The organism is Pantoea sp. Fr-CA_6, from assembly GCF_024520895.1.
Lineage (GTDB): Bacteria > Pseudomonadota > Gammaproteobacteria > Enterobacterales > Enterobacteriaceae > Pantoea > Pantoea agglomerans.
Window position 1 is genome coordinate 47,802 of the sequence record NZ_JALNPO010000003.1, and the last position, 15,237, is coordinate 63,038.

At 50.6% G+C, this 15,237-nt stretch carries 13 protein-coding genes; 4 read left to right on the forward strand and 9 right to left on the reverse strand.

What is annotated here, in order from left to right; translation table 11 throughout:
- Positions 1 to 86 precede the first annotated feature (86 nt).
- Positions 87 to 878 (reverse strand): hypothetical protein, encoded by a 792-nt coding sequence (locus NR201_RS06205; RefSeq protein WP_256843891.1) that lies wholly within the window; start codon positions 876 to 878, stop codon positions 87 to 89.
- A gap of 66 nt (positions 879 to 944) precedes the next feature.
- Positions 945 to 2,921: an alkyl/aryl-sulfatase gene (locus NR201_RS06210; protein WP_256843892.1), complete on the reverse strand. Its 1,977-nt coding sequence runs from the start codon at positions 2,919 to 2,921 to the stop codon at positions 945 to 947.
- Positions 2,922 to 4,234: 1,313 nt separating this feature from the next.
- Between NR201_RS06210 and NR201_RS06215 the strand changes: the two genes are divergently transcribed.
- Positions 4,235 to 4,582 carry a hypothetical protein gene (locus NR201_RS06215; RefSeq protein ID WP_031591685.1) on the forward strand — a complete coding sequence of 116 codons (348 nt, stop codon included), beginning with the start codon at positions 4,235 to 4,237 and terminating at the stop codon, positions 4,580 to 4,582.
- A 163-nt stretch (positions 4,583 to 4,745) separates the two neighbouring features.
- Here the strand turns inward: NR201_RS06215 and NR201_RS06220 are convergent, their stop codons facing one another.
- Both NR201_RS06220 and NR201_RS06225 read right to left on the reverse strand, forming a co-directional pair.
- Positions 4,746 to 6,089: an MFS transporter gene (locus NR201_RS06220; RefSeq protein ID WP_256849510.1), complete on the reverse strand. Its 1,344-nt coding sequence runs from the start codon at positions 6,087 to 6,089 to the stop codon at positions 4,746 to 4,748.
- Between the two features lie 483 nt (positions 6,090 to 6,572).
- Complete coding sequence (locus NR201_RS06225; RefSeq protein WP_256849511.1) at positions 6,573 to 7,736, reverse strand: mandelate racemase/muconate lactonizing enzyme family protein; 1,164 nt, start codon at positions 7,734 to 7,736, stop codon at positions 6,573 to 6,575.
- A 192-nt stretch (positions 7,737 to 7,928) separates the two neighbouring features.
- On the opposite strand from NR201_RS06225, the gene NR201_RS06230 reads away from it, so the two are divergent.
- Entirely contained in the window at positions 7,929 to 8,855 is a 927-nt protein-coding gene (locus NR201_RS06230) for a LysR family transcriptional regulator (RefSeq protein WP_256849512.1), read from the forward strand.
- A 161-nt stretch (positions 8,856 to 9,016) separates the two neighbouring features.
- Here the strand turns inward: NR201_RS06230 and NR201_RS06235 are convergent, their stop codons facing one another.
- Positions 9,017 to 9,169 (reverse strand): DUF1232 domain-containing protein, encoded by a 153-nt coding sequence (locus tag NR201_RS06235; RefSeq protein ID WP_080701291.1) that lies wholly within the window; start codon positions 9,167 to 9,169, stop codon positions 9,017 to 9,019.
- 223 nt (positions 9,170 to 9,392) lie between these two features.
- A complete protein-coding gene (locus tag NR201_RS06240; RefSeq protein WP_033773452.1) occupies positions 9,393 to 10,013 on the reverse strand; it encodes a TetR/AcrR family transcriptional regulator in 621 nt (206 codons plus the stop codon).
- A gap of 173 nt (positions 10,014 to 10,186) precedes the next feature.
- Between NR201_RS06240 and NR201_RS06245 the strand changes: the two genes are divergently transcribed.
- Positions 10,187 to 11,395, forward strand: coding sequence for an MFS transporter (locus tag NR201_RS06245; protein WP_256849513.1), 1,209 nt, complete (start codon positions 10,187 to 10,189; stop codon positions 11,393 to 11,395).
- Between the two features lie 106 nt (positions 11,396 to 11,501).
- Here the strand turns inward: NR201_RS06245 and NR201_RS06250 are convergent, their stop codons facing one another.
- The 3 genes from NR201_RS06250 to NR201_RS06260 all read right to left on the reverse strand — a co-directional run bounded on the left by NR201_RS06250 (position 11,502) and on the right by NR201_RS06260 (position 14,080).
- Complete coding sequence (locus tag NR201_RS06250) at positions 11,502 to 12,494, reverse strand: MFS transporter (protein ID WP_187505819.1); 993 nt, start codon at positions 12,492 to 12,494, stop codon at positions 11,502 to 11,504.
- Positions 12,475 to 12,939 (reverse strand): cytochrome P450, encoded by a 465-nt coding sequence (locus NR201_RS06255; RefSeq protein ID WP_256849514.1) that lies wholly within the window; start codon positions 12,937 to 12,939, stop codon positions 12,475 to 12,477. Before NR201_RS06255 ends, NR201_RS06250 begins: the two co-directional genes overlap by 20 nt.
- A gap of 187 nt (positions 12,940 to 13,126) precedes the next feature.
- On the reverse strand, positions 13,127 to 14,080 hold the full coding sequence (locus NR201_RS06260) for an MBL fold metallo-hydrolase (RefSeq protein WP_256849515.1): 954 nt from the start codon (positions 14,078 to 14,080) through the stop codon (positions 13,127 to 13,129).
- 81 nt (positions 14,081 to 14,161) lie between these two features.
- On the opposite strand from NR201_RS06260, the gene NR201_RS06265 reads away from it, so the two are divergent.
- Positions 14,162 to 15,088 carry a LysR family transcriptional regulator gene (locus NR201_RS06265; protein ID WP_256849516.1) on the forward strand — a complete coding sequence of 309 codons (927 nt, stop codon included), beginning with the start codon at positions 14,162 to 14,164 and terminating at the stop codon, positions 15,086 to 15,088.
- Positions 15,089 to 15,237 lie beyond the last annotated feature (149 nt).

Here is a 15,237-nt window from a genome sequence, read left to right on the forward strand (position 1 = left end):
GCCTGATTTCCTGTAAAGCTTCAGGCCGGTGGCGCGAATCATTCTTCTCTCTTCGCCGGTAAAAATGTTGGGGCATCCCCCGGCTATCAGTTCAGGAACTGCAGGTTAAGCCCGGCAAAAATCTGCCAGCGTGGCTGTCCCGGACCGTCGTCGGCGACCGATGCCTGCGGCTCAACGAAAAAGTTATAAACCGTTTTACCCTGTTTGATGACCTGCCCGACGCCCAGACCCAGCGGCAAGCCATAGCTGTCGTTCTGGAAGTTATAGTTCCAGATTGGCGCGGAACGCAGATACGTTCCCCCGCCCAGCTGGTAGAAAACAAACGGCTGAAAAGCACCCAGATTAACGTCGCTGCGATCGCCCTCGCCCGCAAAGCTGTGCTGCCAGGAGGCCAGATAGCCATACTGAATTTTCGGTGAGCTGGCATCAAACAACACGTTCACCAGCCCGGCGGACCACTTCTCGCTGCCGAGTGAGTTTTCGGTCGCGGTGGGTGCGGTGATCTGCGGGCCAAAGCCAAAACTGACAGCCGGATTGCCGGTATCTATCAGATAAGCGGTAAACAGGTTCAGGTCGCCCAACCCTGTCTGGTGTCCGCCGGTGGGCGGAGAGGGATAAGTATTCACAGGAAGCGAGGCGCGAAGCAGCCATTTGCTTTCACCCAGCGAGAAAGGCTGGGCGTAGCGGAACCAGAACTGGTTGGCGTCTTTGTCACTTTCGCTGACGTCACCGATGTAATAATTCTGCATGTTAAAAGCAGTCATGTTCGCCAGCGGGTTATTCGCCTGAGCGGCGTCTGCCGGCGGTTCGGCTGAGTACGCATTGCCTGCAAGGGAAGAAAAAAGCAGACACGCGACGCTCATCTTGGCAGTTTTCATTGAATATCACCCGGCGTTTCTGTCGCTTAAAAAAAAGCCGGTAGCGTTATGCTACCGGCTGGGTTTTTACGGCGTAACCATGTTGAACCAGAAGTCGAACTTATCCATGTAGCCCAGCAGCTCGCTGACCTTGTCGGCGTTGCCGGTGATTTTTACTTCGCCTTTATCCTGCGCCTGCTTCAGCGTTTCCTCTTTCAGGATCACCTTATTCAGGGTTTCACGGGAAAGCGTCAGCGTTGCATCCGCGTTCTGCGCTTCTGAATTTGCCGTGTGGTTAAGCACGCCATTTTCCAGCTCCAGCTTGTACTTGCCGCCGTCTTCACCAAAATCTACGTTCAGCACGGCTTTGGCATTGGCCGCTTTTTCACCGTTAATGTGCAGTGCCAGGTAATCAAAGAACATCTCCGGCGTCATGGCACGGACCGTATCCGGACTGGCGGTATTCGGCGTCGGCAGCTGTTTCACGCCGTTACGCAATTCCTGCGCACCCGTCAGGTAGAAGTTACGCCACGGGCCGGATTCGGCCTGATAGCCCAACTGCTCCAGCGCATCGGCTTCCAGATTACGCGCAGCTTTATTCTCCGGATCGGCAAACACCACTTTACTGACTACCTGGGCGACCCAGCGGTAATCCCCTTTGTCATAGTCCGTTTTGGCTTTCTGCAGAATGCTGTCGGCACCGCCCATGTACTCAACGTATTTCTTCGCAGCATCTTCCGGCGGCAGTTCATCAAGCGTTGCCGGGTTGCCGTCAAACCAGCCGAGATACAGCACGTAGGTCGCCTTCACGTCATGGCTGACCGAGCCGTAATAGCCGCGGTTGGCCCACATGGTGGCCAGTGACGGCGGAAGTTTGAACTGAGCGGCAATCTCATCGCGCGTCAGGCCTTCGTTGGCCATGCGCAGAGTCTGGTCATTGATGTAACGATAAAGGTCGCGCTGACTTTTCAGCAGCTTGTTAACATTCTCATTGCCCCAGGTCGGCCAGTGGTGCTGCGCCATCAGGATGTCTGCCTTGTCGCCCCAGCGGTTAATGGCGTCATTGATGTACTTGGACCAGGGAAGCGGCTCACGGATTTTGGCCCCGCGCAGCGAGTAGGTGTTATGCAGGGTATGAGTGACGTCTTCGGCTGTCTGGATGACCTTCTTCTCTTCGATAAACCACAGCATCTCTGCCGGAGCTTCCGAGCCGGGAGCCATCATAAAATCGTAGGTCAGACCATCAATGACGCGTTTCTCACCGGTTTTGGTCACATAATCGGTAGGCGCTATCAGGGTGACGGTGCCAGCAGAAGTGGTGGTGCCCAGCCCTGCACCTACCTGACCTTTGGCATCGGCTTTCAGCAGGTTGCCGTACATGTAACTGGCACGACGGCTCATGACATTGCCTGCCATAATGTTTTCAGAGACGGCAGATTCCATAAAGCCGGCCGGTGCATAGATTTTGACTTTGCCCGATTTGACGTCAGCTTCATCGACAACCCCACGCACGCCGCCATAGTGGTCAACGTGGCTATGGGTATAAATGACCGCAACGACAGGTTTTTTACCGCGGTTTTTGAAATAGAGATCCATACCGACTTTGGCGGTTTCAGCCGAAACCAGCGGGTCAACCACGGTAACGCCCTCTTTACCCTCAATGATGGTCATATTGGAAAGGTCGAGATTACGAATCTGATAGATTCCCGGTGTCACTTCAAACAGACCGCTGATATTGATCAACTGAGACTGGCGCCACAGGCTGGGATTGACCGTATCCGGTGCTTTCTCACCCTCTTTAATAAAGGCGTACTGTTTCGGATCCCAGATAACATTGCCGGACTCGCCTTTAATGACGGCATCAGGCAGTGCAGCAATGAACCCTTTATGGGCATCTTCAAAGTCGCTTTTGTTATCGAAGGGTAATTGCTGATAGAGGGCATCATTGGCCTGTTTGGTAGCAGGCGCGGCATCCTTTTGTGCCTCATCTGCAAATACACTAAGCGAAGCGGTGGAGAGTAAACCGGCCAGGGCCAGACTGCGGGCTAGAGGTGTTAATTTCATGAGTTCCTCGGGATTTCAGACGAATGAAGACTGTATCCGGTACAACGGAATTAAAGACGTGCTTACAGCGTCCGGCATAATGCGCCAGCAGCAACTGTTACGAGGTAGCAATAATTGCTAACATTTGTTTTAACGTTAGCAAATCCTTTAAAAAACACCAGTTTGAGTTAAGTAAAACAGTGGATTTTATTCGCTAAATTTGATGAGTGTCAAAAATTGAGAATTTAAAATTACAATGTAAATCTTTATATCCATATGATTTTTAAAGAATATTTTACTTATTCAGCTAAATTCAGGTTTATCCCTTCTGTAAGTCAGCATCTTAATTTTTGAGAATTACCTCATTTTTTTAATGTGATGAATGTTCAGGAAGAATTACTAAAAAAAACCAGAAATAAATGGTCCTGACGCGCATAATGACCTGACGCTCCTGAATTCAGGTTATGCAAATCAGATACTTTGCTGACCGCGCTTTTGTCCGGTTTCTGTTGTGAGACCAATTCAATGCTGATAGTGTCGCAGTATGGTATACGTCATGAGAGAATTGATTGTCAGAAGGCTTTTAACATAGCCTTGCGATGTCAAAGTACTCATTCGCCTGTAATTTCGTCAGAAAGGTGAATAATGCTTTCAGCCTGTCAGGGTGAATAAATAACCTATTTCATTTGTGGCAGATATAACGCGCTTCATTTCCGCCCCGTCACTTTGGGCTGTCAGTAAATTAATATCGTTCGCGTTGCCGTAGAGGCGATCGCTCTGGCGATGGTGTCTGCATGTTTAACGGAAATGAATGTTCAAAATTTAAAATTACCGTTCATGGGTATAGGTCAGAGGTAATGCACCAGGGTGCTGGATGGCGTCAGTACTGAGCTGACTGCAGCGTTGCTACACGGATAACAACAGTATATGAGTCAGCACCTGATGTCATACTGATGGCTTACGGTTAAACGTGACGGCCGGATTGAGAAATGAGCGATTGAAGAGCGCGAAAAATCTTAAACTTAATCTGATGTTCATCCTGTTAAGTGGCTGAAACACGCAGCTAACGCATTGCGCGTACAGATAAATACATTCCCCACTGGAACGATTAACCTGCCACCTGCGGGCCTTTCCTTAAGTCAAATCCGCACCCCACCGCCATGATCGGGTTACACGTCAGTTATTAATAGTACCAGCGAAAACTGGAGTGAAAATAACGCGCGTTATCGTAACCTTTGAATTCTACATTTTTCATTCAAAAACAGTAACTTCTCCTCTGATTACAGTTCGCCTATGCTGGCGGCTCATTAAGTTTCGCTTCAGAAGGATCTGTTATGTTTGTTGTGCCCGCATCCTACAGTGCAGAGGCTGTTGAGTGCCTTTATGAAGTCATCGGCATACTCAACCTGAACGGCGTACGCTGCCACGTTATCTTTGACAGTCAGGCATCCCGCGCCGCAGTGATCCAGGCGGATGCGACAGAGGAACATGGCGAAATGCGCCATCCTGTGCTGGCCGTGCTGGAAATGGAACGCGTAACGAGTATCAACACTATACTGCGCATCAAATCGTTCTGGACCGATTCCGAGGGCGCTCAATCAGGTGTGGAACCAGGCACTCTGGCAAAAGCGTTATATAAGGCGCTGACAACAAAGAAACATATCACGCTGGTGGGATTGTAGGCATTCTGAAGCCCGTGAAGTACGGGCTGTAACAGTCAGGTATTGAGAGAGATACACGCCGGGGATGAGCATGATAATTCCACAGGTGCACAAGAGTGCTTAATGCTGATCCGCGCATCCTGACCGATCGGGCGTTCGATGGCAGTGTGAAGATTCCGCTTTATTATTGACGTGTTGATACTGCTCTGTGTGAAGACACAGAGAATGCCTTGCTGAAGTCCCGGATGCGTTCCTCACGTCCCACGGCAAGGGCAAACAGCATGCCACCCACAATTGAGAACAGCCCCAGAACACCCCATGCCAGCGTCATATCACTACCGCCACCCAGATGCTTGAGGTATCCGGCAACAAGGGGGCCGCCAGACTGTCCAATGAAGTTGCTGCATGCGCCGACAAAAGCCACCGCAGGGACTGCTTTCTTTGTCGGGAGAATTTCAGTCAGCCTGACGTAAACCAGCGGCACCAGCATCTTCATTGTCAGGCCGACAAACATGAACAATCCTATCTGAGTCCAGTAATATGACAGCGGCACAAAAGCGGCTGCCAGTAATGCCACACCACAGAGGACGGTAGGAATAGCGGCATGCAGTCGTCGCTCCTGGTTGTACTTATCTGAACGCCGGGTGATGTACCAGATGCCCAGCATCGTCATCAGGAATGGCATCCCACTGATGAGACCGACCATAAATTCACTGAGCGTGCCATACCCTTTGAGAGCTGTCGGCAGCCAGAGCGTAAAACCGTAAGCGAGCATGCTATGCAGGGAGTAGCCGATCAGCATCAACCAGAGGGCCGGTATTTTGAGAATGGTCCACCAGGGATCGGATTTCTCATTCCTGTAGTTTGACTGCTCAGCCGCCAGGTCTTTCTGGATATAATCCCGATCTTCGGCACTCAGCCAGCTAGCAGCCTGAATACTTTTAGGAACCAGATAAAACCAGATGATGCAAAACAGCCAGGCCGGAGCACCTTCAATCACCATCATCAGGCGCCAGTTATGATGTGCAAGGATCCAGCCAGATATCGGACCGGCCAGAAACGCGCCCGCACCCAGGCTAAGATTCCAGATTCCGAATGCCCGCCCCCGTTCAGGCTTCATAAACCACTGGGCAAGGAACATGGCCGTGGCGGCCTGAATTGGACCTTCAGCGATGCCCAGTAAGAAACGGATCGCTACCAGTTCACCGAAGTTACGCGTCAGGCCGGTAAGCATTGCGCAGGCCCCGAACAAAAACAGGCTGATGCCGATTATTTTCCGTGATCCAAAACGGAGAGCCAGCCATCCTGCAGTAAATTGTGTGGCGACGTAACCCCATGCAAATGCGCCGCCAAGCCAGCCGGCTTTAACAGGACTCAGGCCCATTTCAGCTGTTATATGGGGCAGCGCCATGCCTATATTTACCCGATCAAAAAATGAAATGGTATACATGATGAATACGGCAGGTAATATGATTGTCCAGCGTTTATTTCCGATAAGCGCATGACCCTTGAGAGTTTTCTCACTCATGATAACTTCCTCATTTAACACTGTGGCAGGGGGAAGAAATACTGATTGCAAATCCATCTGAATATCAGTCAAAATGTTTTATTCATTACCCGTAGGATGTAACGGAGAAATGAGCGATCTGAAAGCAAAAGGCGCGGATAAACAGGCCGGGCGCCAGGGTTAATGAGTGGTTCGAAATGCCTGATATTTCTCAAAATTTCCAGTGCATATCTAATCCAAAAATAATATCTGAATGCCGATAATTCAATGGATGGCTGATATACCTACAAGAAGATGTTGTGCCTGAATCAAAGCCAGCCCTTCAACCCGAAATTATTAACAATGCTACCGTTAGCCAGTTCAATAACGCCCTCTCCTCTCAGATTCAGATAAATTTATTCTTCCTGAGGCGTCAGGTTAATTAAGAGATTGATATTTTTCCGCAGCCCCTCGGCTTAACGAGGGGCGCATTGACATTAAACATACCGTAATGTAAGCGAAAACTTATTCAGCCAGCGCCCGCATCTCTTTAATAAGGTCTGATTTGCCTTCGAAACCGATACCCGGCAGTTCCGGCATAATAATATGGCCATCTTCAACTTTCACCGAGTCAGGGAAACCGCCGTAAGGCTGGAAAAGATCGGGATAGCTTTCGTTACCACCCAGACCGAGGCCGGCGGCGATATTCAGGGACATCTGATGGCCACCATGAGGTATGCAGCGTGACGGTGACCAGCCAAACTGCTCCAGCACATCCAGTGTGCGCAGATACTCAACCAGCCCATAGGAGAGCGCGCAGTCAAATTGCAGATAGTCGCGATCCGGACGCATACCGCCATAACGCAGCAGGTTTCGCGCGTCCTGATGTGAAAAGAGGTTTTCGCCCGTTGCCATTGCGCCTGGATAGAACTCCGACAGGGCTGCCTGCAGAGAATAATCGAGCGGATCGCCAACCTCTTCGTACCAAAAGAGCGGATATTCACGCAGCATTTTTGCGTAGGCAATACCGGTTTCCAGATCAAAGCGACCATTAGCATCAACGGCGAGGCGCGCTTCGCTGCCGATTTCTTCGAGTACGGCCTCAATACGGCGGCGGTCTTCGTCCAGAGAGGCACCACCGATTTTCATTTTCACAACGTTATAGCCGCGGTTCAGGTAGCCGCGCATTTCCTGTCGCAGTGCGCCAGGGTTTTTACCCGGATAGTAGTAACCCCCAGCCGCATAGACGAAGACGCGCGGATTAGCCTCAACGCCCTTCATTTCGGCCAGCAGGCGGAACAGCGGCTTGTTTGCAATTTTTGCCGTTGCATCCCAGATGGCCATGTCCAGGGTTCCCACTGCAACTGAACGCTCGCCATGACCGCCAGGCTTTTCGTTGCTCATCATCACAGCCCAGACTTTATGCGGATCCAGGTTGTTACCTTTGCCATTCAGCAGGCTTTCGGGATCGGCTTCCAGGATGCGGTCACGGAAGCGTTCCCGGATGAGGCCACCCTGGCCATAACGGCCGTTAGAGTTAAATCCGTATCCCACTACACGGTGCCCGTCGACTTCAACATCGGTCACAACGGCGACAAGGCTTGTCGTCATCTTGCTGAAATCGATGTACGCATTACGAATAGGGGAAGCAATGGGTTTGGTAATTTCTACAACATCAAGGATGCGCATGATCTCTCCGGTAGTTCTCAGTCAAAGACTGTTTTACTAAAATACCTACGCAATCAGTTATGTCATGCCATCTGTTTATCGGCATTCATCGGCACAATGAAGTAGCGTAGTGTTAAGGGACCTGATTGTTCTGTCTGCTATTATCCTAAGCAGTACATGGGTTCCGTTCTAATGCCAAAGAGGCAGCCTGTAATGCAAAATCGGCATCACCTGGAGTTAACCTGGCTTGAAGACTGTATTGCGCTGGCGCAATCACTCAATTTTTCCCGTGCGGCAGCTTCACGATATGTGACACAGCCTGCATTCAGCCGCAGAATCGTCTCGCTAGAAGAGTGGCTTGGCACGCCAATTTTTGAAAGAAATCGTCGGGGCGTCAGCCTGACCCGCGCCGGAGAGGTTTTCGTCAGGCAGGTGCCGGAACTTATTCGTGCACTTTATACACTGAGGAGTGAATCTATCGAGGCCGCAGGAGAAGCCCGACCGGATGTTATTTTTTCCGCCACGCACGCGCTGTCATTTTCTTTTTTTCCGGCACTGATGCGGAACAACGAAAAAATTGCCCGCTTCGGATCTTTTCGACTGTTATCAGACTCATTAAGTGCCTGCGAACGCATGATTGAGAAAGGTGACGCGCAATTTCTGCTTTCTTATTACCATCCTCATATGCACATTCATCTCGATCAGTCGAAATATCTCAGCGTACGGCTTGGACGGGAAGTTTTACAGCCTTATTCACGATGCGATCCGACAACGCATGAGCCTCTATTCCATGCGTCAGGCGGTAAAAAGTTTCCTTTCCTCTCCTATTCTGCTGAATCCGGCCTGGGCCGCATCCTGTCTAATACCTCACAGGTTAACCGGGCCAGACGCGGAATGGATATTGCTTTCACGGCTGATCTTGCTGCCACCTTACTCGCCATGGTCAAAGCCGGAGACGGCATCGCATGGCTGCCGGAAACACTGGCAGCGTCGGATGTTGATGCTGGCTCGATTGCCGTAGCAGCTAATAAGGAGAGCGCACTCTGGATACCCATAGAGATCCGGCTGTTCAGACCCGCAGCGAGGATGTCCCGGGCGGTAGAAGCGTTGTGGGAAATTTTCTTAGATGGTCAAATCTGAGCGGAAAACCATTTTGCGCTGATCGCGACGGCATCTGAAATGAATAAAGCGAGAACACATCAGAACCACAAGCTGACGCTCTAAGTGGCCTGACAAGCAGAGTAGCACAAACTACCCATATCAATATAAACACCGCTTGCCTTCATGCGACCGACCGGAGATTAACTAGCTTGCGCTGCGGTTTCCCGGTTTTCACGCATGACATCGACTGGGTAAGACGTCCCAGGCACTATAAGCAGGTAATCGGGATAACCGATGATGGGAATGAAATCGGGTATTAAATCAAGTGGGTTAAACAGTATAGGCTGCGACAGTCAACGCCAGCACTTCAGCGAGCATCGGCGTGCGGAGATCGCGGGCGGCAAGCCATACCGCGTGCAGTCCCGTTTGATGTCTCACACCCATTGTCTGGTGTCAGCAATAAGTTTGATACTCACTAACAGGCATTAACTTATTGAGACGTGCTTACTTTACGCTTCCGCACAGTTGCTCTCTGACAGGCACAAGCTTCGTGCTGAAACTAAGCGCCGTTCTCTGTCACTCAACAACGTTCAGTGCATTAGCATCCCAGGCTTTCATCGCGGTTGATACCGCCGAATCGAGTTCATTGCCGGTTGCGCCATCACGGGCTTCAGTCGACAGGCCGATCTCAAAACTGTGAAGGGTCGTGGCCAGCGCGCGCACGTCGGTATCGAAAGCCAGGAGTCCCGCCTCTTTCGCTCTTGTGACACATCGCAAAAATCCCGCCCTGGTCCGATCGCGCTGCGCTGCCAGAATCTCACGAATGTGCTCGTTCGCTGGCGAACAGGTATTAACGGATAGCGCAATCAGGCAACCACTGGGATGCCCCTGTTCTGTCTGCATTTTTGCAGAACGACGCAACGCTAGTTCAATAGCGTCACGGGGTTCAAGCGTGTCATCCCATAGGCAATCGTTAACCTGACCAAAAGTCGTCATATAACAATCGACAACCTCCTCAAACAGCGCTTCTTTTGAACCAAACGCGGCGTAGAAACTTGGGGCGGTGATGCCGTTGCCGAGGTTTGACTTGAGCATGGCAAGCGAAGTGGACTCGTAACCATGCTGCCAGAAAAGGGTCATCGCCTGACGAATTGCCTCGTTCCGGTCAAATGTCCGTGGGCGTCCCATCTGAGCCATATCCGCTCCTTTTTCGCTTATCGTATATAAATACTAATCGATACATATATACTTGACAAGCCTCAGTGTAGCCTATACTTTCTGATATATACCGATCGGTATATATATTGTAAAACCCGTTATCCGGAGGGTTTCGCAATTTTTAGTCGTTACAAACTAAAAAAGGGGCCAACGTGCACGCCAATACAGTATTCAGTGAGACCACAACACAACGGGGTCTGCCACTGGCTTCCCTGCTGGCATTTGCCATGACAGGCTTTATTGCCATCCTGACCGAGACCCTTCCGGCGGGTTTACTTCCGGAAATTGGAATGGGTCTTGACGTATCTCAGGTGATGGCGGGTCAGTTGGTCAGCATTTATGCGCTGGGTTCGCTACTCGCGGCAATCCCTCTGACGGTTCTGACCAGTGGCTGGCGTCGTAAAAAGGTACTATTACTCGCCGTAGGTACCTTCCTGATTTTCAACACTATTACCACCCTTTCGTTCAGTTACTGGCTGACGATGGCAGCCCGATTCATGTCGGGTGTGGCTGCAGGACTTGCATGGGGAATTCTGGCGGGCTATGCCCGCCGCCTCGTTCCTGCTGAAATGCAGGGCCGCGCTCTCGCTATTGCTATGGTTGGAATACCGGTTGCCCTGTCCCTTGGAACCCCGGCTGGCGCATGGCTTGGCAGCACGATGGGATGGAGAGTCCCCTTTGGTATCATGGCAGCATTGGCAGTCATTCTGTTCATCTGGACATGGGTGGCGGTTCCTGACCTGCCGGGACAGCAGGCCGACCGCCGACTACCGGTATGGCAAGTTTTCCAGATGCCCGGAGTCAGACCTGTTCTGGCGGTTATCTTTCTATGGATGACGGCACACAATATTCTTTATACATTCATCGGACCGTTCCTGCAGTTGTCGGGGCTGACCGGAAATGTCGGGCTTATCCTGCTGATTTTTGGCATTGCGGCACTTATTGGCATCTGGATAACCGGGATGCTGGTGGATCGCCATCTGCGCAATCTGGTTCTGCTCAGTCTGGCGGCACTGGCGGCGGTTTCTGTGGCACTCGCCGCAGGCATGCGGGAACAGATTGTGGTCTTTCTGGCCGTCATCGTATGGGGATGGTCGTTTGGCGGCGCGTCAACTCAGATGCAGACGGCTGCCGCTGATGCGGCAAGCAATCATGTCGATGTCGTTCAGGCAATGGTTACAACTGCCTGGAATCTGGCTATCGCAAGCGGCGGCGTCATTGGTGGTCTGCTTCTCAATAATGCCGGTGCGGTATCTTTCCCATGGGCGCTACTGATCTTTATGGCTGTTGCGTTGATTATCGCCTGGTGCGCGAAAAAGCATGCTTTCAGGCCCGGTGCAAGAGAACCTTTAGTAAAATAGTGACTTCCAGGGACGTCCGGAACGGACGCCCTGTTTTGGCACCAACCGCCTGCTTTGAATATCTAAAAGAGACCTCAGTTATTTAAGTCGTCCATTTGGGCACTCTTTAAACAGAACTATCGGATTCGTTGCTTCCCGAAATATTCTTTTGTTTTTTGTCTGGAAGACAAGCCATTGAGATAATGCCAGTGAGTACGATGAGAGAACTCATGCCTGCAAAAACAACCATCAGACTCGCAGCGGCGGCCAGTCCGGAAAGGAGACCAGAAAGTGCTTCAGCAGTATTAGCCAGGGTAGAAAACGTGCCGAATGTCTTGCCTGTGTTCTCTGCAAAAGACCAGGACTGTATGAGTGTCACCAGAGAAATATCAACGAATGCACCACTCATACCAAGGACGAATGCTACCGGCAGCAGAGCCTCGAGCGAATAGAGGGCAATAAATGACATTAAAATCAGTAAAATTCCGTAAAAGAACCAATTGCGCATAACATTCAATGGTGAAATATTTATGGCAAACCGTCCGTAAATGAGCCCCCCGGTAATTGTGCCTGCAGCCATTAGAGAAAATATCCAGCTGGTAAATATCTCCCCATTCCCCTGACTGACAGCTACAGCGGGAATAATAAAACGAAGTAATGATCCGGTAAAGAGAATGCAAACAGATGAACCAAAAATAGCAATAAATAAGCCAGGAGCTTCCTGAAATAAACTTTTAATGCAGGATAGATTCTCCTGATATACTTGTTTCAATCTGAACGCCGACGTTTTATTCTGTGAATTTTCTGAAAACGTACAAAGTATAACAATTGAAATTGCATACGTTAATGTATTGAACATCAGCACCCAGGGCTTGTCTGCCAATGAGAGTATAACTGAACATTTGATGCGCCAATTGTCTGCCATCCAGCCACCAGCGGGGCCGAAAAATAGAAAAGGAATAAAACGAAAAAAATAGACGCAGCCGGCAAGAAGATAATTATTATGCGTGTTCTCGAGCACAATAAACACAAAAACGACCTCATATACATAATCGCCCAACTTCGAGATGAAAAGAGAAGCGAGTAACGTGCGGAAATCTTTAATTTTCAGCCAGTTCATTGAAGTCTATTCCAATATTAAAATCTGAAGCACCTGGCGCAGACACACCCTCTGCAAATTCGATTATGCTAACGTCCCTGAGCATGTAATGTGAGTTCATGTGGCCAATAAACGACGAAGCAAAGCTGAGTGCTATGCCCATACCAATACACATATGCATGCCCGTGCCGAATGATAGTGGCTTTTCTTTTCGCCCCGCAATAAAACGGAATGGGTTATCGAAAACTTTTTCATCGAAGTTAGCCAGCGCCGTGTAAAACATGACCCTGTCACCTTCTTTAAGGTTCTGGCCTCGGAAAATCAGGTCCTGCGCTATTACTCTACCTACAGAAAGAACGGGACTGTATAAGCGAGAAGCTTCTACAACGATATCCCGAACATTGACTGTATTCACCTTCAGGTTGAAGTGAGAAATGGCCCAGAGCGCAGCGACAATGAGTGGCATAACGCTGTCGACTTTATCAGCCCCATAACCTCATTGATTACTAATCTGTACGGCAACGCTCTGGCCCCTCTTACAGAGAAGCCTCTAAACTAAAAGACATTATTCAATTTGTTAATATTGAAGCGCCGCCTGTTAACTTACATCAAAATTTTTCTCCCTGATATTATTACATTTTTTAGTTAACAACCTACTGCCCGAGCTGCGTAGTGTAATTAGCGGGCACCCAGCGATAAGCGTTACCTTCATGTTGAACATGGCCCAGGCCAGGGAAGGCGATATGCGCCGCAGCCACCCAGTAGCCCTGATCTGCAGCCTGTTTCAGTACCCTTTCACGTGCAGTGATAGCCTGTTTCTGATCGACATCAAAATGGATGGCCACTTCAGGATCGGGCAATTGCACCGCTTTGGCATGGATGATATCTCCCCACAGCACCAGGGTCTGACCTTCACTCTCTACGCGATAAAGTACGCTACCCGGCGTGTGCCCAGCTGTCGACTCTGCACGGATTCCCCCCGGTAGTGTGGCTGGTGCCATAAACGTTTTAAGCAGGCCAGCATTGATGACTGGGCGAAGAGTCCGTTCAGATTCTGCAAAGGTATGGGCCTGACTGGTCTCTACCCTGCTGACGTTAGCCGGATTAAGCCAGAAATCGACATCCCGTTTATCCACGAACACTTCGGCCTTTGGAAAAGCAGGCTTGCCCGCGCGTGAAACACCGCCTGAATGATCGGCATGAATATGGGTTAAGAGTACGGCATCGATCGACTCTGCCGGATAGCCAGCGGCGGCCAGATTAGTCAGCAGATGTCCGCCATTGTGTCCAAAAAGCTCACCGGCCCCGGTGTCGATTAAAATGCGCTTTTTACCATCATCGATAACGAAGGCATTGATTGATGTTTCGGCCTGCGGCGTCATCGAATCTCTGGCCATTGCATGGTTTAGTTTTTCAGGCGAAATGTTAGTCAGTAATTTATTCAGGGGAACGGTTACCGTGCCGTCGGAAACCGCGGTAATGCGTAATTTCCCCAATGTCATCCGGTAATAACCCGGAGCTTGCTGATCCCGTACAGAGGTCTGTTCGGCAGCATAGACCGGACTGAACGCGATAAGAGAAGCCACCAGCATCAGTAAAATTTTCATAAATATCTCTCCAGAAAGTTTCATCACAACGTGGTGGGCAGTATCCTTACGCAACCTGTATCACTCAAATTGATTAAACTGATGCTCACTATCAGAGAAAATGATTTTCATCGAATCGATCTGAATTTACTGACGGTGTTGTTGGTTCTGAAGCGGGAAGGCAGCGTGTCGCGTGCGGCAGAAAAGCTGCATCTGGGTCAGCCAGCAGTCAGTAATGCACTGGCCCGATTGCGGCTAATGTTCAGCGATCCACTGTTTGTGCGCACGGCGAAAGGCATGGAGCCTACCCCGCGTGCTGAAGCGCTGATCGCTGAGCTGGGCCCGTTAATGGCACAGATGCAGAACGTATTGTTTCAGCCAGCATCCTTCACGCCTTCTGAGGCGACACATGTTTTTCGGCTTGGGATGAGCGACTGGGTTGAACGCTGGCTGATGCCGGGACTGTATGCGCGCATCACGCGCACCGCTCCCGGCGTGACGCTTCAGGTTACGGCCAGCGATCCCTTCCGGGATGCAGAACTGGTCGCGCGTGGCGAGATCGATCTTGCCATTTCGGTTGGCGAGAGCACACCCGCCACGCTCCAGCGCGAGAAGATTGTGTCACACAACTTTTGTACGTTGTGGCACCCGGAACAGCTTTCGTTGCATGCACCGCTGACGCTGGAGGATTATGTGGCGCATGATCATCTGCTGGTTTCCTATCGAGGGGCGAACTGGAGCGCCATCGATGACCAGCTTGCGGCATCAGGAAAGGCACGTTCGATTCGCTACGTGACGCCGCATTTTTCCTCTCTGCCTCCGCTGCTGGCGCGCGCACCCGCGTTAGCCACCGTTCCCGCCGGGCTGTCGGATGAGTGGGTGACGCATTACGGCTTATGCTGTAGCCCCGTTCCCGTTGAAACACCGGAAATAGCCCTGTCACTGCTCTGGCATAAACGGTTTGATAACGATTTGTCACTGCGCTGGCTCAGGGAGGAACTGCGTAGCGTGATGACAGAACGAACCTGAATAGCTGCTCTCATGTGAAGCTAAGACCTGTAGTGACACCTTCGTTCGATGAGGACCTTAACCTCATGTTATTGAGCGCAAACTCAAAGAGCCCATGAATAAGCAGGTAAAAGTTTTACCTGCCCTGTTCTCTATCCGCGTGATGCTGT